30 protein-coding genes are annotated in these 22,587 nt (G+C 51.1%); 14 read left to right on the plus strand and 16 right to left on the minus strand.

The genetic code is table 11. The annotated features are described in order from the left end of the window. The first annotated feature begins 3 nt into the window (after window positions 1–3). A complete protein-coding gene (gene elbB, locus FQ015_RS08890; RefSeq protein ID WP_160523970.1) occupies window positions 4–657 on the plus strand; it encodes an isoprenoid biosynthesis glyoxalase ElbB in 654 nt (217 codons plus the stop codon). Next, entirely contained in the window at window positions 654–1,382 is a 729-nt protein-coding gene (gene mtgA, locus FQ015_RS08895; protein WP_000047076.1) for a monofunctional biosynthetic peptidoglycan transglycosylase, read from the plus strand. The genes elbB and mtgA overlap by 4 nt, the downstream gene beginning before the upstream one ends. Here the strand turns inward: mtgA and yrbL are convergent. The 12 genes from yrbL to FQ015_RS08955 form a co-directional block, all read right to left on the minus strand. Continuing rightward, window positions 1,379–2,011: a PhoP regulatory network protein YrbL gene (gene yrbL, locus FQ015_RS08900; protein WP_039021337.1), complete on the minus strand. Its 633-nt coding sequence runs from the start codon at window positions 2,009–2,011 to the stop codon at window positions 1,379–1,381. The genes mtgA and yrbL overlap by 4 nt on opposite strands. Before the next feature lie 212 nt (window positions 2,012–2,223). Next, window positions 2,224–2,496 carry a PTS phosphocarrier protein NPr gene (gene npr / locus FQ015_RS08905; protein WP_000216791.1) on the minus strand — a complete coding sequence of 91 codons (273 nt, stop codon included), beginning with the start codon at window positions 2,494–2,496 and terminating at the stop codon, window positions 2,224–2,226. Continuing rightward, entirely contained in the window at window positions 2,493–3,347 is an 855-nt protein-coding gene (rapZ, locus tag FQ015_RS08910; RefSeq protein ID WP_000243741.1) for an RNase adapter RapZ, read from the minus strand. Before rapZ ends, npr begins: the two co-directional genes overlap by 4 nt. 45 nt (window positions 3,348–3,392) lie before the next feature. Beyond that, window positions 3,393–3,884: a PTS IIA-like nitrogen regulatory protein PtsN gene (gene ptsN, locus FQ015_RS08915; protein WP_000183679.1), complete on the minus strand. Its 492-nt coding sequence runs from the start codon at window positions 3,882–3,884 to the stop codon at window positions 3,393–3,395. A 117-nt stretch (window positions 3,885–4,001) separates the two neighbouring features. After that, complete coding sequence (gene hpf, locus FQ015_RS08920; RefSeq protein WP_001176599.1) at window positions 4,002–4,289, minus strand: ribosome hibernation promoting factor; 288 nt, start codon at window positions 4,287–4,289, stop codon at window positions 4,002–4,004. Between the two features lie 22 nt (window positions 4,290–4,311). Beyond that, window positions 4,312–5,745, minus strand: a complete 1,434-nt coding sequence (gene rpoN, locus FQ015_RS08925; protein ID WP_000809051.1) for an RNA polymerase factor sigma-54 — start codon at window positions 5,743–5,745, stop codon at window positions 4,312–4,314. Between the two features lie 47 nt (window positions 5,746–5,792). Then, window positions 5,793–6,518: an LPS export ABC transporter ATP-binding protein gene (lptB, locus tag FQ015_RS08930; protein WP_000224099.1), complete on the minus strand. Its 726-nt coding sequence runs from the start codon at window positions 6,516–6,518 to the stop codon at window positions 5,793–5,795. A 6-nt stretch (window positions 6,519–6,524) separates the two neighbouring features. Then, window positions 6,525–7,082: a lipopolysaccharide ABC transporter substrate-binding protein LptA gene (gene lptA / locus FQ015_RS08935; RefSeq protein WP_000669785.1), complete on the minus strand. Its 558-nt coding sequence runs from the start codon at window positions 7,080–7,082 to the stop codon at window positions 6,525–6,527. Continuing rightward, complete coding sequence (gene lptC / locus FQ015_RS08940) at window positions 7,051–7,626, minus strand: LPS export ABC transporter periplasmic protein LptC (protein WP_000030537.1); 576 nt, start codon at window positions 7,624–7,626, stop codon at window positions 7,051–7,053. Before lptC ends, lptA begins: the two co-directional genes overlap by 32 nt. Beyond that, window positions 7,623–8,189 (minus strand): 3-deoxy-manno-octulosonate-8-phosphatase KdsC, encoded by a 567-nt coding sequence (gene kdsC, locus FQ015_RS08945; RefSeq protein ID WP_000030014.1) that lies wholly within the window; start codon window positions 8,187–8,189, stop codon window positions 7,623–7,625. The genes lptC and kdsC overlap by 4 nt, the downstream gene beginning before the upstream one ends. Window positions 8,190–8,209: 20 nt before the next feature. Then, complete coding sequence (gene kdsD / locus FQ015_RS08950) at window positions 8,210–9,196, minus strand: arabinose-5-phosphate isomerase KdsD (protein ID WP_001352909.1); 987 nt, start codon at window positions 9,194–9,196, stop codon at window positions 8,210–8,212. Between the two features lie 13 nt (window positions 9,197–9,209). Further along, entirely contained in the window at window positions 9,210–10,187 is a 978-nt protein-coding gene (locus FQ015_RS08955; RefSeq protein ID WP_032185194.1) for a calcium/sodium antiporter, read from the minus strand. Between the two features lie 209 nt (window positions 10,188–10,396). Here FQ015_RS08955 and mlaF point away from each other — a divergent pair, with 209 nt between their 5' ends. The 7 genes from mlaF to murA all read left to right on the plus strand — a co-directional run bounded on the left by mlaF (window position 10,397) and on the right by murA (window position 15,227). Continuing rightward, a complete protein-coding gene (mlaF, locus tag FQ015_RS08960; RefSeq protein WP_000438245.1) occupies window positions 10,397–11,206 on the plus strand; it encodes a phospholipid ABC transporter ATP-binding protein MlaF in 810 nt (269 codons plus the stop codon). A 7-nt stretch (window positions 11,207–11,213) separates the two neighbouring features. Beyond that, window positions 11,214–11,996 carry a lipid asymmetry maintenance ABC transporter permease subunit MlaE gene (mlaE, locus tag FQ015_RS08965; RefSeq protein WP_000925795.1) on the plus strand — a complete coding sequence of 261 codons (783 nt, stop codon included), beginning with the start codon at window positions 11,214–11,216 and terminating at the stop codon, window positions 11,994–11,996. A 4-nt stretch (window positions 11,997–12,000) separates the two neighbouring features. Next, window positions 12,001–12,552: an outer membrane lipid asymmetry maintenance protein MlaD gene (gene mlaD, locus FQ015_RS08970; RefSeq protein WP_032185236.1), complete on the plus strand. Its 552-nt coding sequence runs from the start codon at window positions 12,001–12,003 to the stop codon at window positions 12,550–12,552. A gap of 18 nt (window positions 12,553–12,570) precedes the next feature. Then, window positions 12,571–13,206, plus strand: coding sequence for a phospholipid-binding protein MlaC (mlaC, locus tag FQ015_RS08975; protein ID WP_000476484.1), 636 nt, complete (start codon window positions 12,571–12,573; stop codon window positions 13,204–13,206). Beyond that, a complete protein-coding gene (gene mlaB, locus FQ015_RS08980) occupies window positions 13,206–13,499 on the plus strand; it encodes a lipid asymmetry maintenance protein MlaB (RefSeq protein ID WP_000004488.1) in 294 nt (97 codons plus the stop codon). The genes mlaC and mlaB overlap by 1 nt, the downstream gene beginning before the upstream one ends. A 159-nt stretch (window positions 13,500–13,658) precedes the next feature. Beyond that, the gene (gene ibaG / locus FQ015_RS08985; protein WP_000429656.1) at window positions 13,659–13,913 is read left to right on the plus strand and encodes a BolA family iron metabolism protein IbaG; all 255 of its coding nucleotides are present in this window, start codon (window positions 13,659–13,661) and stop codon (window positions 13,911–13,913) included. Window positions 13,914–13,967: 54 nt separating this feature from the next. Then, window positions 13,968–15,227 (plus strand): UDP-N-acetylglucosamine 1-carboxyvinyltransferase, encoded by a 1,260-nt coding sequence (gene murA, locus FQ015_RS08990; protein WP_039021339.1) that lies wholly within the window; start codon window positions 13,968–13,970, stop codon window positions 15,225–15,227. Between the two features lie 47 nt (window positions 15,228–15,274). On the opposite strand, the gene sfsB is transcribed toward murA, so the two are convergent. After that, window positions 15,275–15,553 carry a DNA-binding transcriptional regulator SfsB gene (gene sfsB / locus FQ015_RS08995; RefSeq protein ID WP_000445413.1) on the minus strand — a complete coding sequence of 93 codons (279 nt, stop codon included), beginning with the start codon at window positions 15,551–15,553 and terminating at the stop codon, window positions 15,275–15,277. Between the two features lie 228 nt (window positions 15,554–15,781). Continuing rightward, entirely contained in the window at window positions 15,782–16,753 is a 972-nt protein-coding gene (ispB, locus tag FQ015_RS09000) for an octaprenyl diphosphate synthase (protein ID WP_001047336.1), read from the minus strand. 258 nt (window positions 16,754–17,011) lie between these two features. On the opposite strand from ispB, the gene rplU reads away from it, so the two are divergent. The 4 genes from rplU (at window position 17,012) to cgtA (ending at window position 19,881) form a co-directional block, all read left to right on the plus strand. Further along, window positions 17,012–17,323, plus strand: coding sequence for a 50S ribosomal protein L21 (rplU, locus tag FQ015_RS09005; RefSeq protein ID WP_000271401.1), 312 nt, complete (start codon window positions 17,012–17,014; stop codon window positions 17,321–17,323). Window positions 17,324–17,343: 20 nt separating this feature from the next. Then, the gene (rpmA, locus tag FQ015_RS09010) at window positions 17,344–17,601 is read left to right on the plus strand and encodes a 50S ribosomal protein L27 (protein WP_000940595.1); all 258 of its coding nucleotides are present in this window, start codon (window positions 17,344–17,346) and stop codon (window positions 17,599–17,601) included. 126 nt (window positions 17,602–17,727) lie between these two features. Next, window positions 17,728–18,693: a DMT family transporter gene (locus tag FQ015_RS09015; RefSeq protein ID WP_000813040.1), complete on the plus strand. Its 966-nt coding sequence runs from the start codon at window positions 17,728–17,730 to the stop codon at window positions 18,691–18,693. Window positions 18,694–18,708: 15 nt separating this feature from the next. Beyond that, on the plus strand, window positions 18,709–19,881 hold the full coding sequence (gene cgtA, locus FQ015_RS09020; protein WP_000673561.1) for an Obg family GTPase CgtA: 1,173 nt from the start codon (window positions 18,709–18,711) through the stop codon (window positions 19,879–19,881). 40 nt (window positions 19,882–19,921) lie between these two features. Here the strand turns inward: cgtA and dacB are convergent, their stop codons facing one another. After that, complete coding sequence (dacB, locus tag FQ015_RS09025) at window positions 19,922–21,355, minus strand: serine-type D-Ala-D-Ala carboxypeptidase (protein ID WP_046081276.1); 1,434 nt, start codon at window positions 21,353–21,355, stop codon at window positions 19,922–19,924. Between the two features lie 247 nt (window positions 21,356–21,602). On the opposite strand from dacB, the gene greA reads away from it, so the two are divergent. Continuing rightward, window positions 21,603–22,079, plus strand: a complete 477-nt coding sequence (gene greA / locus FQ015_RS09030; RefSeq protein ID WP_001148001.1) for a transcription elongation factor GreA — start codon at window positions 21,603–21,605, stop codon at window positions 22,077–22,079. A 155-nt stretch (window positions 22,080–22,234) separates the two neighbouring features. Here the strand turns inward: greA and yhbY are convergent, their stop codons facing one another. Further along, window positions 22,235–22,528 carry a ribosome assembly RNA-binding protein YhbY gene (gene yhbY / locus FQ015_RS09035; protein ID WP_001054420.1) on the minus strand — a complete coding sequence of 98 codons (294 nt, stop codon included), beginning with the start codon at window positions 22,526–22,528 and terminating at the stop codon, window positions 22,235–22,237. Window positions 22,529–22,587: the final 59 nt, after the last annotated feature.

Consider the following 22,587-nt stretch of genomic DNA (forward strand, 5'->3'; position numbering starts at 1 on the left):
ACAATGAAGAAAATTGGCGTAATTCTGAGCGGATGCGGCGTCTATGACGGTTCTGAAATTCATGAAGCGGTGTTGACGTTGTTAGCTATTTCACGAAGCGGTGCGCAGGCGGTCTGCTTTGCACCGGGTAAGCAGCAGGTTGATGTTATCAACCATTTAACTGGCGAAGCGATGACGGAAACGCGCAATGTGCTGATTGAAGCGGCACGAATAACGCGCGGTGAGATCCGTCCTCTGGCTCAGGCCGATGCCGCTGAACTGGATGCGTTGATTGTGCCGGGGGGGTTTGGCGCGGCGAAGAATTTAAGCAATTTTGCCAGTCTTGGTAGCGAATGCACCGTTGACCGTGAATTAAAGGCGCTGGCACAAGCGATGCATCAGGCCGGAAAACCGCTTGGTTTTATGTGTATTGCCCCGGCGATGCTGCCGAAAATTTTCGATTTCCCGCTGCGTTTGACCATCGGTACTGATATCGATACCGCAGAAGTGCTGGAGGAGATGGGCGCGGAGCATGTGCCGTGTCCTGTCGATGATATCGTGGTTGATGAAGACAATAAGATTGTCACCACCCCGGCATATATGCTGGCGCAGAACATTGCAGAAGCGGCGAGCGGCATTGATAAGCTGGTTTCCCGCGTGCTGGTTCTGACTGAATGAGTAAAAGCCGCTTAACGGTGTTTAGTTTCGTTCGCCGTTTTCTTCTACGGTTAATGGTTGTCCTCGCCGTTTTCTGGGGCGGGGGCATCGCGTTGTTTAGCGTTGCGCCTGTTCCTTTCTCAGCGGTAATGGCCGAGCGACAAGTCAGCGCCTGGCTGCATGGCAATTTTCGTTACGTGGCACATTCTGACTGGGTCAGTATGGATCAAATCTCGCCGTGGATGGGACTGGCGGTGATTGCCGCAGAAGATCAGAAATTTCCTGAGCACTGGGGCTTTGATGTTGCTTCCATTGAGCAAGCCCTGGCACACAATGAGCGCAATGAAAATCGTATTCGCGGCGCATCAACGATTTCTCAGCAAACAGCCAAAAATCTCTTTTTATGGGATGGACGTAGCTGGGTACGAAAAGGGCTGGAAGCCGGATTAACGCTGGGGATAGAAACAGTCTGGAGCAAAAAGCGTATCCTGACGGTTTACCTGAATATCGCCGAATTTGGCGACGGTGTGTTTGGCGTCGAAGCTGCGGCACAACGTTATTTCCACAAACCCGCGAGCAAACTTACCCGATCGGAAGCTGCCTTACTGGCAGCTGTATTACCTAATCCACTTCGTTTCAAAGTCTCCGCGCCATCGGGCTACGTGCGCAGCCGTCAGGCGTGGATTTTACGGCAGATGTATCAGTTAGGCGGTGAGTCGTTTATGCAACAACACCAGCTGAATTAAGCTTCGCGCGAAGTGAGGGCCAGCGTTTTGCTCTCACGTGGTTGCAGATCTTTCTGTAGGGCAATAGCCAGTGCCGGCTGGGCGATAAACCGTTTCCATAACCGCTCTTGCTTTCGCTGACAACACCACTTTGACCAGGTCGCCAGTGGAATCAACGTGCTTTCACCAATGTTGTCGCAGACGACGGGGATAACCTCTGACTCACTGATGCGATGACAAAGGATATTCTGCGGCTTCAACGACATCGTCACGATATGGTTATCCTGCAAATAACGTTTCAGCTGTTTCAGTAACTGGCGCAGCTGTGCAACGTCTTCTTCGTAACGGCATTGTTCAGCAAATTCGGTCAGTGTAATGGATGGCTTGCCGTCAAAATCTGCAATCACATCGTAGACATAACCGGTTCCGCAATCCGTCTCAACGGTACCGTGATAGCGCGGTATTCCACTCCAGTCTTTTAACCGGCGACCAAGATGCGCGTAGTACTTTAACTCACGGCGGATCTCTTTATCGCCACCATCGCCACGATGGTAGACAATCTTAATACAGCGTTGGGCATCTTCCGGATGCGCATAACATTTCCGATGTCTTCCGGTGCCCAGGGGACTTTGTTCAGATAAGCGAATCATGCCATCTCCTGGAAATATTTTCTGACGATCTCCAGTATGGTCGAATAACTTAAACAAAACCTAAACAATGCCTCTTAAGGTTTTCTTAAGGTTCTTCTGAAAGTGAAAAGCGCACAAAATGTACAATTTCCGTCATTAATAACGATTTCAGTACGCGCTTTTTTTATTGTCGGGGGGAGCTTGAAGGGATTTGTATGTCAAAGTGATGAAAATTAATCTTCATCAAAACCAGAGTTAAAGAGGGCGATAACGGCGGCCAGTGCTTCCTCTTCCTGTGGACCGGTCGCTTCGACTTCAATCTGCCGTCCTTTGGCAGAATCCAGCATCAGCAGCGCAATAACGCTGTTGGCTTCAGCTTCAGTGCCTTCATCGTTACGTAACAGCACTTCAGCGTCAAAACCCTGCATTAATTCAAACAGCTTCATTGCAGGCCGGGCATGCATGCCCAGCTTGTTTGTGATTTCAACAGTTTGCTTGACGGTCATGGTTTACGTTTTTCCAGCGTACGATGGCGTGACTGGACGTTTTTACCGCGTGAACGGAAGTAGTCTGCCAACTGCTCTGCAATATACACCGAACGGTGCTTCCCGCCAGTACAACCAATGGCGACCGTCAGGTAGCTACGGTTGTTGGTTTCCAGCATAGGTAACCATAGCTCAAGATAGCTTCGCGTCTGGTAAATAAAATTGTGTACTTCTGTGTGGCGGTCGAGGAACGCGGCGACAGGCTTATCAAGACCTGTCATCGGACGCAGTTTTGGATCCCAGTGCGGGTTCGGCAAGAAGCGCACGTCAAAGACGTAATCTGCATCGATAGGGATACCGTGTTTGAAGCCGAAAGACTCAAAGACCATGGTCAGTTCGCGTTCACGTTTACCCAGTAAACGGGTACGCAACATTTCTGCCAGCTCGTGAACGGACATTTCTGAGGTATCGACAATCAGATCCGCTCGCGAACGCAGTGGTTCCAGTAGATCGCTTTCTTTGTCGATAGCACTTTCCAGCGACAGGTTTTTGCTGGAAAGCGGATGCAGGCGGCGCGTGTCACTGTAACGACGAATTAAGGTATTACGGTCGGCATCCAGGAACAGGAGTTGCGGTGAGAAAGCGTCAGGTAGGTTACTCATCGCCTGTTCGAATATTTCTGGTGACTCCGGCATATTACGAACATCAATGCTGACGGCGGCAGAAATCTCGCGATCGGCCAGAGTTCGAGCCAGATCGGGTAACAACACTACGGGGAGGTTATCCACGCAGTAAAAACCCATATCTTCCAGCGCACGAAGGGCGACAGATTTACCTGAACCTGAACGTCCGCTGACGATCATCAGTACCATGTACTGTTTCTCCTCACAACGTCTAAAAGAGACATTACCGAATAACTACGCTTCATCCGGAGTACCTTCGGTATCCGTAATGATTTGATACAGCTCTTCATCGCTCTGGGCTGCGCGTAAACGGCGGCAGATGGTTTTATCCGCCAGACGTTTCGCCACCAGCGACAGAGTATGCAGGTGCGTTTTGGTTTGGTCAGCCGGAACCAGCAACGCAAACAGTAAATCTACCGGTTGGTTGTCAATGGCATCGAAAGCTATGGGCGTTTCGAGCTGAACGAAAACGCCAACGGCGCGCAGAGTATCTTCTTCCAGTTTGCCATGCGGAATGGCTATACCATTGCCGATACCGGTACTGCCCATTTTTTCCCGCGTCAGGATAGCTTCAAAAACCACCTGAGGCGGCAGGCTAAGTTGTTTCGCCGCCAGCTCGCTGATGATTTCCAGGGCGCGTTTTTTGCTCTGACAGTGGACGCGGCTTCGCGTACATTCCCTGTTAAGAACAGTGCTAAGCTGTAGAGTTGTATCATTATTTGTCATAATTTCACCTAAGAACCTGCTCACTCAAACGGTGGAACAGGTTCGGAGCATTAACTGTACAAATGGCCCGTTGTGCCGCACAACAGGCCGCCATGCACATGCTAATTGCCCGGACAATTAGTGTTGTTTCAGTTTATCTTTATGTTTGGTCAACTGGCGTGCCAGCTTATCAATTAAGCCATCAATGGCAGCGTACATGTCCTGACCTTCCGCGCTGGCATGAATTTCACCACCGTTTACATGCAGTGTTGCATCTGAGGTATGGGTGACTTTCTCCACTTTCAGAACAACATAGACCTGGTTGATTCGGTCAAAATATTGCTCAAGTTTGGCAAATTTAGCAGTAACAAATTCGCGCAGTGCCTCGGTGATCTCGACGTTATTTCCGGTAATGTTGAGCTGCATAGTGTCTTCCTTATCGGTTGGGTCAAACGAGCTGTTTACGCTGGTTTGACGGCGGAATGGATAAAGACTCTCGGTACTTCGCAACAGTGCGGCGTGCCACCATGATACCTTGTTCTGACAGCAAAGAGGTTAACTTGCTGTCGCTTAGCGGTTTCGCTGGGTTTTCCGCCGCGATTAATTTCTTCACCAGCGCACGAATTGCCGTTGAGGAAGCTTCGCCGCCGCCCTCGGTATTGACGTGACTGGAAAAGAAATACTTCAGTTCAAAAATGCCTCGTGGACTATGCAGGTATTTTTGCGTGGTCACGCGAGATATCGTCGATTCATGCATTTCGACAGCCTGGGCGATATCGGCCAGTACCATCGGTTTCATATATTCTTCGCCTTGCTCAAAGAAGGCTTGCTGCTGTTCAACGATACAGCGACTCACGCGTAGTAGCGTATCGTTACGGCTTTCCAGACTCTTGATCAACCATTTGGCATCCTGCAGATTGCTGCGGATAAACTGGCTGTCACCGTCGTTGCGCGCGTTATTGCACATCGAGGCGTAGTGTTGGTTGATTTGCAGACGCGGAATGCTGTCGCTGTTGAGTTCTACTGTCCAGTGACCGTTATGCTTACGCACCAGTACATCTGGAATAACATACTCCGGTTCACCAGTCTGGATCGACTGTCCGGGGCGTGGATCGAGCGACTGGATCAGATTGACGGCTTCTTTCAGCACATCTTCTTTCAGTCGCGTGACGCGCATTAAGGTACGGAAGTCGTGATTGGCTAACAGATCGAGATGATCGCTAATGATCAGTCTCGCCTCTTCCAGCCACGGCGTAGTTTTGTCGAATTGGGAGAGTTGGATCAGCAGGCAGTCACGCAGATCTTTCGCCGCTACGCCGACCGGATCAAACCGTTGGATCCGCTTCAGGACGGCTTCAACTTCATCGATGTCGATTTCTTCATCGCCCATACTTTCGAGAATATCTTCCAGCGGAACAGTCAGATAACCGGTGTCATCAACGGCATCGACGATAGAGGTAGCAATAGCGCGGTCAGTGTCGGAAAACGGTGTCAGCTCGACTTGCCACATCAGGTAATCTTGCAAGGTCTGCGTTGTTTCGCCCTGATAGACCGGCAGCTCGTCGTCAATGTAGTCACCGCTGGTGCCGGAGGGTGTACCAGCGGTGTAAATGGTGTCCCAACTGGCATCGAGCGGCAGCTCTTCCGGCATCTCTTTTTGTTCGAGCGCGTCGGCGGTGTCCAGTGTTTCACTGTCTTGCGTTTCGCGGGTGTCGATTTCTTCATGAGTGTCGATTTGCTCAAGCAGCGGATTACTCTCCAGCGCCTGCTGTAGCTCCTGCTGAAGTTCCAGCGTCGACAACTGCAACAGACGAATAGCCTGTTGGAGCTGTGGCGTCATCGCCAGTTGTTGGCTAAGCCTGAGTTGCAAACCTTGCTTCATGTTCAGAATCGTACTCTCCTGATAAAACGTCGCAAACTTCTACCCTATCAGAGTCTGAAGTCTTCCCCAAGGTATACACGCTTAACATGTTCGTCTTGTAAGATTTCTGTAGGCGTGCCGTGGGCGATCAAATGCCCCTGACTGACGATATAAGCGCGTTCACAAACCGCCAGCGTTTCACGCACGTTATGGTCGGTGATCAGCACGCCCAGGCCGCTGTCGCGCAAGTGCTCAATGATGCGTTTGATGTCGATAACCGAGATCGGGTCAACCCCGGCAAACGGTTCATCAAGCAGAATAAATTTCGGATTCGCAGCCAGTGCACGGGCAATTTCTACACGGCGACGTTCACCCCCGGAGAGTGACTGCCCCATGCTGTCACGCAGGTGTTCGATGTGAAACTCTTCCATCAGCTCGTTCGCGCGGTCTTCACGTTGTTCAGCAGACAAGTCGTCACGAATTTGCAGTACCGCCATCAGGTTATCGTAAACGCTGAGGCGACGAAAAATGGAGGCTTCCTGCGGCAGATAGCCGATACCGCGGCGCGCGCGCGCATGCAGAGGCAGCAGACTGATATCGTCATCATCAATAATGATATTGCCCGCATCGCGCGGCACAATGCCAACAACCATGTAGAAAGTGGTGGTCTTACCGGCACCGTTTGGCCCCAGCAGACCGACAATTTCCCCGGAGTTGACGGTCAGGCTGACGTCTTCTACCACGCGGCGGCCTTTATAGGCTTTTGCAAGGTTCTTTGCAGTTAATGTTGCCATAACGAATTAATTACCCTTCTTCTGTGCCGGGGTCTGGCCTTTGTTGTTTTTGTCCTGCAGCTGCGACGGCACCAGAACGGTGGTTACGCGCTTGCCTTTGTCGCTGAACGCCTGCATTTTCTGCTCTTTCACCAGGTAAGTGATCTTATCACCCTTAATGTTGCTATCGACCTGCTGCAGATAAGCATTACCCGTCAGAACGACAAAATCTTTTGCCAGTTCGTAGTGCATCTGGGAAGCGTGACCTTCAACGGGTTTACCGTTGTCCTGCATCTGGTAGAACGTTGCCGGTTTACCGTAGCCGTCAATCACTTCTTTACCTTGTTCACCGCCCGGACGGGTAACGACCACTTTGTCGGCATTAATTTTGATGGTGCCCTGGGTGACAATGACATTACCGGTAAAGGTAACCACGTTGCCTTGCATATCAAGAGATTGCTGGTCCGATTCAATGTGGATCGGCTGATCAGTGTCTCCGGTTACGGCAAATGCCGGAATGCTGGCGGCCAGAAGTGAGCTGGCAAGCACAAGATTAAGGCTGAGTTTGTTTGTTTTGAATTTCATAGGATGTTCTAACCTTTTCAATCAGCTCGGCGTTCTTGCTGCGTAAGTTGCCGCGCATTTTCAGACCGCTGGAGTTAAATGTTGTTCCGTATAACGTGACGAGGTCTTCAGAGGTAACATCCTGCGTCACCAGATTGATCTGCGCGTTATCCGTCGTGATTCTGCGAAGTTGAGAGTCCGGCACGAGTGCGTTGACTTCAACGTGTCCATATAAATAGAGCATCCGGTCATTGGTCAGCTTGGCTTTATCTGCTTTTACGGACCATGTCGGGATTTTATCCTTATCAAACGTGGTAAGTACCGGCTGCGTAAACCACGAAACGGCCTGATCGGAATAATATTCAACGTGTTGAGCAATCAATCGATAGCTTAGTGCCCCTTCTGGGTTATAGACGAGCGTGTCCGTATGCTCGCTTTTATAGGTGGGATCATTATTGTTGACGACCACCTGGGCGGTATCGTCTTTTTCGGCCATATTAATGCCGATCATCACCAGAACCGCCAGTGATAGCACAATGATAACCCAACGTCTGGCTTTACTCATATCGATTGCCCTTTGGCTTCATCCAGTTTGCCCTGCGCCAGGAGTAATAAGTCGCAAACTTCTCGCACTGCGCCACGACCGCCAGCAATGCGCGTCACGTAATCGGCGCGCGGGAGCAACAGTGGATGCGCATCGGCCACGGCGATGCTTAAACCCACTTTTTCCATTACCGGCCAGTCAATGAGATCATCGCCGACATAAGCCACATTTTCCGGGGCAATTGCCAGTTTTTCCAGCAGATCGCTAAAGGCGATCAGTTTGTTTGACTGCCCCTGATACAAGTGAGTGATCCCCAATGTGGCACAACGATCTTCTACCAGTTTAGCCTTTCGCCCGGTAATGATAGCGACTTCAATATCAGAGGTGAGCGCACAACGAATGCCATAACCGTCACGAACGTTGAACGCTTTCAGCTCTTCGCCGTTATTACCCATATAAATCAGGCCATCTGACAGTACGCCATCAACGTCGAGGATCAGCAGACGAATGTTCTCTGCTTTTGCCATAACGTCGGCGCTGACAGGGCCGTAACAGGTCGCAAGCGACGCACCTGCTTTGCTCATTGTTGTTTATCCTTGAATCTTTACACTACGCCTGCACGCAGTAAATCATGCATATGTAACACACCGAGTAAATGGTCGCCATCGGCAACCATCACGGAGGTGATATGGCGGGACTGCATTAAGTTCAGTGCCTCAACGGCCAGAATGCCAGGGCGTACACGTATTCCCCCCGGCGTCATCACATCGGCAATACTTAACTGACGAACATCCACACCCATATCGAAGACACGGCGTAAATCACCGTCGGTAAAGATGCCTTCAATCATCATATTGTCATCGCAAATGACCGTCATACCAAGATTTTTGCGGGTAACTTCCAGCAACGCGTCGCGCAGGCTGGCCGTTTTCTTAACATGCGGGATCTCATCGCCCGTATGCATAATATCGTTTACGCGCAGCAGAAGTTTACGACCCAGTGCGCCGCCGGGGTGTGAGAGCGCAAAATCTTCAGCAGTAAAGCCGCGTGCTTTTAACAGCGCGACAGCGAGGGCATCGCCCATAACCAGCGTGGCGGTCGTGCTGCTGGTCGGTGCCAGCCCTAACGGACAGGCTTCTTTCGCTACTTTAACACACAGATGCACATCTGCGGCGCGCGCCATGCTGCTCTCCGGGCGACCGGTGATGCAGATTAACGGCACGTGAAGACGCTTAAGCACTGGAATTAAGGCCGTGATTTCGCTGGATTCACCGGAGTTAGAGATAGCAATCACCACGTCCTGCGGGGTGACCATACCCAAATCACCATGAGCAGCTTCACCTGGATGGACGAAAAATGAAGGTGTACCAGTGCTGGCAAACGTTGCCGCCATTTTGCGCCCAATATGCCCCGATTTCCCCATCCCCATGACGACAACTTTCCCTTTACACCAGAACATCTTTTCACAGGCAAGCGTGAAATTCTGATTGATGTATTGATCAAGCTCCGCCAGGCAGTCACGTTCAATCGCCAGGACTTCTTTACCTGCTTGCTGAAAGTCAAAACCCGGTTGTAACTCTACGTGCGACATAATGCGTTTCCAGTTATTCAACGAGTATTGGCGATAACCAGTACAACATCGCCAGCCATACGATAAATCCGCCAGTTAATAATACCCCTACACCACGGCCCGGTTGTGGGGAGCGCCGCCAGCACAGCAACGCAAAAATAATGCTCACCAACAACATCACGCTGTAGTCACGGCTGTACGCCAGTGGATCAATCTCTCCTGGCGTTATCAGCGCGGGTAAACCCAACACGATGACAATATTAAAAATGTTTGCGCCAATGATATTCCCGACAGCAATGTCGTTTTCACCTTTGCGAACCCCCGCGATTGCGGTTGCCAGTTCTGGCAGACTGGTTCCGATAGCGATTGCCGTCAGACCCATCGTCAACTCGCTGATGGCAAAGTAATTCGCCAGCACCGTGGCGTTATCAACCACCATCCGCGTGGCCACTGGCATGATGATCAGCGCAATGCCGAGCCATAAAAACGCGACGGGCAATCCGCCTTCACGCGGCAGCTCTGCAAGCTGCTCTCTGGTCAGGCTGTCAGTCCCCTGACGTTCAGCCAGACGTGCAAGTTTAACAATGAACAGCAGCCATAGCACAGCCAGAAAGAGGAGAAAGATACCATCGCTGCGACTAAGTTGTCCGTCATAGAGTACGGAACCGGCCACCACACTGACCAACAACATTAAGGGTAACTCGCGGCGCAGAACATCGGAATGGACGGTAAAAGGACGTACCAGCGCAGCCAGACCGAGGATCAGCAAAATATTGATAATGTTTGATCCGAGGGCTACACCAACGGCTAAATCGCGTTGTTCGTGCAGTGATGCGGCAAGCGAAACGATGATTTCTGGTAACGATGTGCCAATACTGACCACCGTCATGCCGATGATCAGTGGCGGTATGCCAAAGGATCGGCAAAGAATGGACGCGGCAAATACCAGGCGGTCGGCACTGTAAACGACCAAAAGTAAACCAACAATTAACAGTGCCGTAGCTAAAAGCATCTAACGTCCTTTCTTCAGGTATACTCGCCGGTCCGCTGAAGATTTTCAGAAAGCCGTAACGGATTCTTAATTTTGACTTTATGCGGCTAAAAAGTAAAACAAATGCCAGCTTTCGCTAACCACGGCGGGTAATATTCTGTAAATATGTTGGGTTCAAGGTTAAATTGAGCGCCATGCTTAGAAAATCAACGCAAGACGAAGGGTGAATTATGGAGCAGTCTGTGGCGAATTTAGTCGATATGCGCGATGTCAGTTTTACGCGTGGCAATCGCTGCATCTTCGATAATATTTCCCTGACCGTGCCGCGAGGGAAGATCACGGCGATCATGGGACCATCGGGCATCGGTAAAACGACGCTACTCCGTCTGATTGGCGGGCAAATCGCACCAGATCATGGTGAGATCCTTTTCGATGGTGAGAATATTCCGGCGATGTCTCGTTCGCGCCTGTATACAGTGCGCAAACGGATGAGCATGTTGTTTCAGTCCGGGGCGTTGTTCACAGATATGAACGTATTTGACAACGTTGCCTATCCACTACGCGAACATACCCAACTTCCCGCACCTTTATTGCATAGCACAGTGATGATGAAGCTGGAGGCCGTGGGGCTGCGCGGAGCGGCTAAACTGATGCCTTCTGAACTTTCCGGAGGGATGGCGCGGCGTGCAGCGCTGGCGCGAGCAATTGCGCTGGAGCCGGATCTCATCATGTTTGATGAACCCTTTGTTGGGCAAGATCCCATCACCATGGGCGTACTGGTGAAGCTGATTTCTGAGCTGAACAGCGCGCTGGGCGTGACTTGTGTGGTGGTTTCTCACGATGTGCCGGAAGTGTTAAGTATTGCGGATCACGCCTGGATCCTGGCGGACAAAAAAATTGTCGCTCATGGCAGCGCCCAGGCGTTGCAGGCGAATCCTGATCCGCGCGTACGTCAGTTTCTGGACGGGATAGCTGACGGGCCTGTTCCGTTCCGCTATCCTGCCGGCGATTATCACGCTGATCTTTTACCAGGGAGTTAAGCCACTCATGCTGTTAAATGCGCTGGCGTCGCTCGGACATAAAGGGATTAAAACCCTGAGAACGTTCGGGCGGGCCGGGTTAATGTTATTCAATGCGCTGGTCGGCAAACCGGAATTTCGCAAACATGCGCCGCTGCTGGTACGTCAGCTCTATAATGTTGGCGTCCTGTCGATGCTGATTATTGTGGTTTCTGGCGTGTTCATCGGAATGGTGCTGGGGCTGCAAGGTTATCTGGTTCTGACCACTTATAGTGCGGAAACCAGTCTGGGTATGCTGGTGGCGTTATCACTACTGCGTGAACTGGGGCCGGTGGTTGCCGCGTTGTTGTTTGCCGGACGTGCCGGTTCGGCGTTAACCGCAGAAATTGGCCTGATGCGCGCCACAGAGCAACTCTCCAGTATGGAGATGATGGCGGTGGATCCGTTGCGTCGGGTTATTTCTCCCCGTTTCTGGGCTGGGGTTATTTCATTGCCACTGCTGACGGTCATCTTCGTCGCCGTGGGGATCTGGGGCGGATCACTGGTCGGCGTCAGTTGGAAAGGCATTGATAGCGGGTTCTTCTGGTCGGCAATGCAAAATGCCGTCGACTGGCGTATGGATCTGGTCAACTGTCTGATTAAGAGCGTGGTGTTCGCCATTACGGTGACGTGGATTTCGTTGTTTAACGGCTACGACGCCATCCCGACGTCTGCCGGGATTAGCCGGGCAACCACTCGCACCGTTGTCCACTCGTCTCTGGCTGTTCTGGGGCTGGATTTTGTGCTGACCGCATTGATGTTTGGGAATTGAGTTCATGCAAACGAAAAAAAATGAAATTTGGGTGGGTATCTTTTTATTAGCAGCACTGCTGGCGGCGCTGTTTGTTTGCCTGAAGGCGGCGAACGTGACGTCCATGCGTACTGAACCAACCTACACGCTTTATGCGACGTTCGATAACATTGGCGGCCTGAAAGCGCGCTCTCCCGTCAGCATTGGTGGCGTTGTTGTGGGCCGGGTGGCGGATATTACGCTGGACCCGAAAACTTATCTGCCACGCGTAACGCTGGAAATTGAACAACGTTATAACCACATTCCTGATACCAGTTCGCTGAGCATCCGTACTTCCGGCCTGCTGGGGGAACAATATCTGGCATTAAACGTCGGTTTTGAAGACCCGGAACTGGGGACTGCTATCCTGAAGGATGGCGATACAATCCAGGACACTAAGTCTGCGATGGTGCTGGAAGATCTCATTGGTCAGTTCCTTTACGGTAGTAAAGGCGATGACAATAAGAATAGTGGCGATGCGCCAGCTGCTGCGCCAGGTAATAATGAAACCACTGAACCTGTGGGTACAACGAAATAATTTCAGGAGAACCGACGCATGTTTAAACGTTTAATGATGGTCGCTTTGCTGGTGATTGCACCGCTGAGTGCGGCAACCGCGGCAGACCAGACCAATCCGTATAAGCTGATGGACGAGGCGGCGCAGAAAACGTTCGATCGCCTGAAGAATGAGCAACCGCAAATTCGGGCCAACCCGGATTATCTGCGTACCATTGTTGATCAGGAACTGCTGCCATACGTACAGGTGAAATACGCCGGTGCGCTGGTGCTGGGTCAGTATTACAAGAGTGCGACCCCAGCTCAACGTGATGCTTACTTTGCCGCTTTCCGTGAGTATCTGAAGCAGGCTTACGGTCAGGCATTGGCGATGTATCATGGTCAGACTTATCAGATCGCGCCAGAACAGCCTCTGGGTGATAAAACCATTGTGCCTATTCGCGTGACCATTATTGACCCGAATGGCCGCCCGCCGGTGCGTCTGGACTTCCAATGGCGTAAAAACTCCCAGACGGGCAACTGGCAGGCTTACGACATGATTGCAGAGGGTGTCAGCATGATCACCACCAAACAAAATGAGTGGGGGACGCTGCTGCGTACCAAAGGTATCGACGGCCTGACTGCGCAACTGAAATCGATTTCTCAACAGAAAATCACTCTGGAAGAGAAAAAGTAATGAGCGAGTCACTGAGCTGGATGCAGACGGGTGACACGCTGGCGTTATCCGGAGAGCTGGATCAGGACGTTCTGCTACCGCTTTGGGAAATGCGTGAGGAGGCGGTGAAGGGGATTACCTGCATCGATCTTAGCCGTGTATCCCGCGTTGATACAGGTGGACTGGCGCTGCTGCTCCATCTTATCGATCTGGCGAAAAAGCAGGGCAACAATGTGACGCTTCAGGGGGTAAACGACAAAGTGTATACCCTGGCGAAATTGTATAATTTGCCTGCTGATGTTCTGCCTCGTTAAATTTTTTCAGGCCGGATAAGGCGTTAACCGCCTGTCCGGCAAACCTGCCTGCAAGTTGAGCCTTGTCTGATTTATCAGCGAGGCTTTTTGCTTATTTATGCCAGCGCAACTTTGCTCTAAGATGTTTCGCTGGTTTATTAACTGATGATTGAAGATCCCATGGAAAATAATGAAATTCAGAGCGTGTTGATGAACGCTCTCTCCCTCCAGGAAGTCCACGTTTCCGGCGATGGCAGCCACTTTCAGGTTATTGCCGTGGGTGAGTTGTTTGACGGCATGAGTCGGGTTAAAAAACAGCAGACGGTCTATGGCCCGCTGATGGAATATATTGCGGATAACCGCATTCATGCTGTGTCGATCAAAGCGTATACCCCTGCGGAGTGGGCGCGCGATCGCAAACTGAACGGCTTTTGAGCTATGGGCGATTCGCCGGTAGCGGATATGAATTGTTAACTGAGAACAAACTAAATGGATAAATTTCGTGTTCAGGGGCCAACGAAGCTCCAGGGCGAAGTCACAATTTCCGGCGCTAAAAATGCTGCTCTGCCTATTCTTTTTGCCGCACTACTGGCGGAAGAACCGGTAGAGATCCAGAACGTCCCGAAACTGAAAGACGTTGATACATCAATGAAGCTGCTAAGCCAGCTGGGTGCGAAAGTAGAGCGTAATGGTTCTGTGCATATTGATGCCCGCGAGGTTAATGTATTCTGCGCACCTTACGATCTGGTTAAAACCATGCGTGCCTCTATCTGGGCACTGGGGCCGCTGGTAGCGCGCTTTGGGCAGGGGCAAGTTTCACTGCCTGGCGGTTGTACGATCGGTGCGCGTCCGGTTGATCTACACATTTCTGGCCTCGAACAATTAGGCGCGACCATCAAACTGGAAGAAGGTTACGTTAAAGCTTCCGTCGACGGTCGTCTGAAAGGCGCACATATCGTGATGGATAAAGTCAGCGTTGGCGCAACGGTGACCATCATGTGTGCTGCAACCCTGGCGGAAGGCACCACGATTATTGAAAACGCAGCGCGTGAACCGGAAATCGTCGATACCGCGAACTTCCTGATTACGCTGGGTGCGAAAATTAGCGGTCAGGGCACCGATCGTATCATCATCGAAGGTGTGGAACGTTTAGGCGGCGGTGTCTATCGCGTGCTGCCGGATCGTATCGAAACCGGTACTTTCCTTGTGGCTGCGGCGATCTCTCGCGGCAAAATTATCTGCCGTAACGCACAGCCAGATACTCTTGACGCTGTGCTGGCGAAATTGCGTGACGCTGGAGCGGACATTGAAGTCGGCGAAGACTGGATTAGCCTGGATATGCATGGCAAACGGCCGAAAGCTGTTAACGTACGTACCGCGCCGCATCCGGCATTCCCGACCGATATGCAGGCCCAGTTCACACTGCTGAACCTGGTGGCAGAAGGCACCGGATTCATCACCGAAACGGTCTTTGAAAACCGCTTTATGCACGTACCAGAGCTGAGTCGTATGGGCGCGCATGCCGAAATTGAAAGTAATACCGTTATTTGTCACGGTGTTGAAAAACTTTCTGGCGCACAGGTTATGGCAACCGATCTACGTGCTTCAGCAAGCCTGGTGCTGGCTGGTTGTATTGCGGAAGGGACAACGGTGGTTGATCGTATTTATCACATCGATCGTGGCTACGAACGTATTGAAGACAAACTGCGCGCTTTAGGTGCAAATATTGAGCGTGTGAAAGACGAGTAATCGTCCGAGAGCTGGCAGCCCCGTTCGCGGGGCTACCGCCAGACCACTCATTTTTTCGGTTTAGTGTAGCTACGCATCAACTGCGTTCTGTCGATAAACTCATGGGTCTGCGGATCATGGTAGCGTGATGGCCAGATAACCCAGGGGTCAGTTCCCAGGGCTTTCGCAATAATCATCTCTCCTTTCGGCCATGGGCGCGATAATGCGTTCGCCAGCGTTGAGGAACTCAAACCATTTCTACGAGATTCCGCCGCCATTGACGTTCCTTTCTTGCGTAAACCCGCAATGATGTCAGCGGGATGCCAGTCAATGAAATTACTTTCCATCTTTCCTCACTCCTTAAGTTAGTCGCTTTCATTCAGAACACTTCTTCTGTCGAGCATCACTATACTCCTGATGGCCTATTGCTCTAAAAAGTTCCTGTAAAGAGTGTGAATATTCAGAATATATAAAGATACATACACTGGTTTTTCAGGCGTTATTACGCTGAATAAGTGTTTTTATGGAACTTATTGGAATCATCCCGCGCACTGCGCGGGATGAGGGGGAGGGGATTAACGATCGCGTTGAACAGCGATGTGCGCGAGGCCGATGAGTGCTTCTCGCCACGGGGTGTCCGGGAGCACCTGTAACGCTGCGATGGCTTTGTCTGCTTCTTCCTCGGCACGCTGACGCGTCCATTCAAGAGAGCCACAAGCGTTCATTGCTTCCAGAACCGGTTCCAGAAGATGACGACCGTTACCCTGTTCGATGGCGGTACGAATCATCTGTGCCTGTTCTGGTGTGCCATGATGCATTGCATGCAGCAGCGGCAGCGTCGGTTTACCTTCGTTCAGATCGTCGCCGACGTTTTTACCTAACTGTTCGCCATCGGCATTGTAATCGAGTAAATCGTCGATCAACTGGAAAGCGGTGCCGAGATAACGCCCATAATCCTGCAGGCCTTTCTCCTCCTCCGGCGTACAGCCAGCCAGAATCCCGGAACACTGCGCGGCAGCCTCAAACAGACGCGCGGTTTTGCTATAGATAACGCGCATGTAGTTTTCTTCAGTGATGTCCGGATCGTTAACGTTCATCAGTTGCAGAACTTCACCTTCTGCGATGACGTTTACGGCTTCTGACATGACTTCCAGCACTTTGAGCGAACCGAGGCTGGTCATCATCTGGAACGCGCGGGTATAAATAAAATCGCCTACCAGCACACTGGCAGCATTGCCAAATGCGGCGTTGGCGGTAGCTTTACCCCTGCGCATATCTGATTCATCCACAACGTCGTCGTGCAGCAGAGTCGCCGTGTGGATAAACTCGATCAGGGCAGCAATGGTGACATGCGCATTTCCCTCATAGCCAACAGCTCGTGCAGCCAGTACAGCAATCATCGGACGAATACGTTTACCGCCGCCGCTGACGATGTAATAGCCTAACTGATTGATCAGTTGGACGTCGGAATTAAGCTGCTCAAGGATTGCCGCATTAACACCCGCCATATCTTGCGCGGTTAACTCATTGATTTTTTCTAAATTCATCGCAAAAGCCGGGCTTTTCGCCCCGATTACCTTACTGTGAACAAAGGCAACTTAGGGTTTATGGTTAGGAATATAGGGTGATTGTACTGAAAAAATGGCACAGATAAACGTTACCGTACAAGTTGTGTTTTTTTTCTTCGTGTATTGACTGTAGCACTTGTCAAAGGCGTGCGTTTTGCGTAATATTCGCGCCCTATTGTGAATATTTATAGCGCACTCTGAATCATTGAAAAGGTGTGCGCGGAAGCGGAGTTTTATATGTACGCGGTTTTCCAAAGTGGTGGTAAACAACACCGAGTAAGCGAAGGTCAGACCGTTCGCCTGGAAAAGCTGGACATCGCAACTGGCGAAACTGTTGAGTTCGCTGAAGTGCTGATGATCGCAAACGGTGAAGAAGTCAAAATCGGCGTTCCTTTCGTTGATGGCGGCGTAATCAAAGCTGAAGTTGTTGCTCACGGTCGTGGCGAGAAAGTTAAAATCGTTAAGTTTCGTCGTCGTAAACACTATCGTAAGCAGCAGGGCCATCGTCAGTGGTTCACTGATGTGAAAATTACTGGCATCAGCGCCTAAGACCTGAGGAGAGATTTCAAATGGCACATAAAAAGGCTGGCGGCTCCACACGTAACGGTCGCGATTCAGAAGCTAAACGCCTGGGCGTTAAGCGTTTCGGTGGCGAATCCGTTCTGGCGGGTAGCATCATCGTTCGTCAACGTGGTACCAAATTCCACGCAGGCGCTAACGTAGGTTGCGGTCGTGACCACACTCTGTTTGCTAAAGCAGACGGTAAAGTGAAATTCGAAGTTAAAGGCCCGAAAAACCGTAAATTTATCAGCATCGAAGCTGAATAAGTTTTTCGCGTCCCGGTAACGGATGAAAGCCCCGCAACACGTTGCGGGGCTTTTTACATTCGATAACCGGTAAAAATTCGCATCGTGCGGCGTTAACTCGCAAATGCGTTTTGTAGGGAATACGGTATGAAGCAGCAGGCAGGCATTGGCATTCTTTTGGCGCTCACCACAGCAATTTGCTGGGGGGCGTTGCCAATTGCAATGAAGCAGGTGCTGGAGGTGATGGAACCTCCGACAATCGTGTTTTACCGTTTCTTGATGGCGAGTATTGGCCTTGGTGCCATTCTTGCGGTGAAGAAGAGGTTGCCGCCATTACGCGTGTTTCGTAAGCCACGCTGGTTGATTTTGTTGGCAGTGGCGACCGCCGGGCTGTTTGGGAACTTCATCCTGTTTAGCTCATCCTTGCAATACCTGAGTCCGACCGCTTCGCAGGTGATTGGGCAACTCTCGCCAGTTGGCATGATGGTTGCCAGCGTATTTATCCTGAAAGAGAAAATGCGCAGTACCCAGGTAGTGGGGGCATTGATGCTCCTGAGCGGCCTGGTGATGTTTTTTAACACCAGTCTGGTTGAGATATTTACAAAGCTCACCGATTACACCTGGGGAGTTATCTTTGGGGTCGGTGCGGCGACGGTTTGGGTGAGTTATGGCGTAGCGCAGAAGGTTTTATTGCGTCGGCTGGCCTCACCGCAGATCCTGTTTTTGCTGTACACTTTATGTACGATTGCGCTCTTCCCTCTGGCAAATCCTGGAGTGATAGCGCAGCTTAGCCACTGGCAGCTCGCATGTTTAATTTTTTGCGGACTGAATACATTGGTAGGATATGGCGCCCTGGCGGAAGCGATGGCTCGCTGGCAGGCAGCGCAGGTGAGCGCGATCATCACGCTCACCCCACTGTTTACGCTGTTTTTTTCAGATCTTTTATCACTGGCCTGGCCCGATTTCTTCGCCAGACCGATGTTAAACCTTTTAGGTTATCTCGGTGCGTTTGTCGTGGTTGCGGGCGCGATGTATTCCGCCATTGGTCATCGTATTTGGGGCGGATTACGTAAGCATACAACGGTGGTATCGCAACCCCGCGCAGGCGAATGATTTACGGAGAATAAAATGAAGTTTGTTGATGAAGCATCGATTCTGGTCGTTGCAGGTGATGGCGGTAATGGTTGCGTGAGTTTCCGCCGCGAAAAATATATTCCGAAAGGCGGCCCGGATGGCGGCGACGGCGGTGACGGTGGTGACGTATGGATGGAAGCCGACGAGAACCTGAACACACTTATCGATTATCGTTTTGAAAAATCTTTCCGTGCAGAACGCGGTCAGAACGGTGCAAGCCGCGATTGTACCGGTAAGCGCGGTAAAGACGTCACGATTAAAGTGCCGGTAGGTACGCGTGTTATCGATCAGGGTACCGGTGAAACCATGGGCGATATGACCAAACACGGTCAGCGTCTGCTGGTTGCCAAGGGGGGCTGGCACGGTCTGGGCAATACCCGCTTCAAATCGTCCGTTAACCGTACGCCACGGCAGAAAACTAACGGTACGCCGGGCGATAAGCGCGAGCTGCTGCTGGAGCTGATGTTGCTGGCTGACGTCGGTATGTTGGGAATGCCGAATGCGGGTAAATCGACCTTTATCCGCGCTGTTTCGGCGGCTAAACCGAAAGTGGCGGATTATCCGTTTACCACTCTGGTACCGAGCCTGGGTGTGGTACGAATGGACAACGAAAAGAGCTTCGTTGTTGCCGATATTCCAGGGCTAATTGAAGGCGCTGCGGAAGGTGCAGGACTGGGGATTCGCTTCCTGAAGCACCTGGAACGTTGCCGCGTCTTGTTGCACCTCATCGATATCGATCCGATTGACGGTACCGATCCGGTTGAAAACGCGCGTATTATTATCAGCGAGCTGGAAAAATACAGCCAGGATCTGGCGGCGAAACCGCGTTGGTTAGTCTTCAACAAGATCGACCTGCTGGATAAGGCAGAAGCCGAAGAGAAAGCGAAAGCGATCGCTGAGGCGCTGGGCTGGGAAGATAAATATTATCTGATCTCTGCGGCGAGCGGACTGGGCGTGAAAGATCTCTGCTGGGATGTGATGACTTTTATCATTGAAAACCCAGTTGTGCAGGCCGAAGAAGCGAAACAGCCAGAGAAAGTCGAATTCATGTGGGATGATTATCACCGTCAGCAGCTTGAAGAGATTGCTGAAGAGGATGATGAAGACTGGGATGACGACTGGGACGAAGACGACGAAGAAGGCGTTGAGTTCATTTACAAGCGATAATCAGCTAAACCCCGGCCATGTGCCGGGGTTTCTCTTTAGACTAATTATTCTGATAAATATCTTTATACAAACGGCTTTCAAAACGCACTAACGGAATGCGGCGATTACGCTGATCCGCGGGTTCTACCGCATAGCCAGAAAGATATTGTACAAACGCCATTCGTTGCCCGCTCGCTGTGGTAATGAATCCCGCCAGGTTATATACCCCCTGCAAAGAGCCGGTTTTTGCTGAGACTTTTCCGTCCACGCCAGCCTGATGCAGGCCCGCACGGTACTGCAAAGAGCCGTCATAGCCTGCCAGCGGCAGCATAGAGATAAAGTTAAGTTCATTGTCATGTTGGGCAATGTATTGCAGCACCTGCATCATGGTGGCAGGTGCAATCAGGTTATGCCGCGAAAGCCCTGAACCATCGGCAATAATGGTGTTTCCGATATCGACACCGGCTTGCTGGCGCAGGATCTGACGTACGGCGTCCGACCCGGCCCGCCATGTTCCGGGCACATTGAAGCGCGCATGGCCTATCATGCGGAAAACCGTATCGGCAATCATGTTGTCTGACTTTTTCAGCATAATCTTAAGCAGATCGTGCAACGGGGCCGACTGTTTACTGGCAACTACCGTTCCGGGTTCATTAACCTGAGTCTGGCGCAGCAGTGTTCCGCTCCAGGTGATACCTGCCTGTTTTAACTCATCTTTCAGAATTGCACCGGCATAGCTGGCTCCATCCTGTATGGCAAAAGCCAACGGGAGCGGCTCAGAACGTTGTGGCAGGCATCCGGTCAGCGTAAAGCGGTTCAGGTCGCCTGGCACCACATCCAGCTCGCAATATTGCGCTTCGGCAGAACCACGGGGGAGGGTGCGTACCTGGCTGAACATCGTAACAGGGTAATAAGATGCCACGCGTATAAAGGCCATATCACCGGGTTTTTGGGCACTGTAGAGCGAGACGGAGAAACAGTTGCGGTCAACTATGGCGGCGGCAGGCGGAGCGCTAAAGCATTGTGTCATGTCATTCCACGGCCAGCCGGGGGCTTTATCGTGGCTGGCAAAAATGGAGGTGTCTATCAACACATTACCATCAATTTGGTTGACGCCAGATTTTTTCAAAGTCGTGACCATATTGCGAATATCCTGACGTTTTAACGTCGGATCGGCACCAAATCGCGCCACTAAGTCACCCTTGAGTACGCCGTTTTCCACATTGCCTTTGGTTTCAAGCGTAGTAGTAAAACGAAAATCGGGGCCGAGTTGAATCAACGCCGCCAGCGCAGTAATCACTTTCTGCGTACTGGCGGGCAGCGCCATCTGCTGACTGTGGTAATCAATAGCGGGGGCCGATGCGCCGACTTTTTGCACCATCAGGGCAAGGTTGGCACCAGCGGGGAGTTGAGTAATGTACTCATCAACATTCGCGGCCTGAACACTGAACGCTATACAGCTGGTCAATCCGATGATAAATCTGGAAAATCGCATAATCTCGCGCTAACAACCTGGAATCGAGCCGTCATACTACGGCGCAACGCCCTATAAAGTAAACGATGACCCTTCGGGAACTTCAGGGTAAAATGACTATCAAAATGTGAATTGTAGCTGACCTGGGACTTGTACCCGGGTCGGTATTTTTTTGCTTCTGGTCCCGGTGAGGAGTTTTGCCGGGCAGGCCGAACAGCCGGGGTGGGTGAAGACTTGCCCCATCAGGAATATTCAAGAGGTATAACAAATGCAAGCTATTCCGATGACCTTACGCGGCGCTGAAAAATTACGCGAAGAGCTGGATTTTCTGAAATCTGTGCGCCGTCCTGAAATCATTGCTGCTATCGCGGAAGCGCGTGAGCATGGCGACCTGAAAGAAAACGCCGAATACCACGCAGCTCGTGAACAGCAGGGTTTCTGCGAAGGTCGTATCAAAGATATTGAAGCCAAACTGTCGAACGCGCAGGTGATTGATGTCACCAAAATGCCTAACAATGGGCGCGTTATTTTTGGTGCTACCGTAACGGTGTTGAATCTGGATTCTGACGAAGAGCAGACTTATCGCATCGTTGGCGATGATGAGGCTGACTTTAAACAGAACCTGATTTCTGTAAACTCGCCTATTGCTCGTGGCCTGATCGGCAAAGAAGAAGATGATGTTGTGGTCATCAAAACGCCGGGCGGCGAAGTTGAATTTGAAGTAATTAAGGTGGAATACCTGTAAGAATTACCCAATACTCAAGATGTTGATGTATTGTAAAGAAAGGAAAAAGGCCGCTATGCGGCCTTTTATCAACGAACAGAGCGTGGCATTTTGCTCTCCTGCCTGCGGAAAACCCCTCGTTTTACACAGCAAATGTGTGTAACTTTAGGATAATCTTAGCGTGGCAACGAGATTTTACGTTCTTTAGTTGGGCGATAAAGCACCAGCGTTTTACCGATGACCTGTACATTACAGGCGCCGGTTTCGCGCACGATAGCTTCCACGATCAAGGTTTTAGTTTCGCGATCTTCGGTGGCGATTTTCACCTTGATGAGTTCATGGTGCTCTAACGCTTGTTCAATCTCGGCCAGCACCCCTTCGGTCAAACCATTACTGCCAAGCAGAACAACTGGCTTGAGCGGATGTGCCAGACCTTTCAGGTGCTGTTTTTGTTTAGTACTCAGATTCATCGTATTTTTTGCTTACGTTGGGATTGAAAACGGGTCATTCTACCGCCATCTCCCATATA

It is taken from the genome of Escherichia sp. HH26CH (assembly GCF_009820205.1).
Taxonomy (GTDB): domain Bacteria; phylum Pseudomonadota; class Gammaproteobacteria; order Enterobacterales; family Enterobacteriaceae; genus Escherichia; species Escherichia coli_F.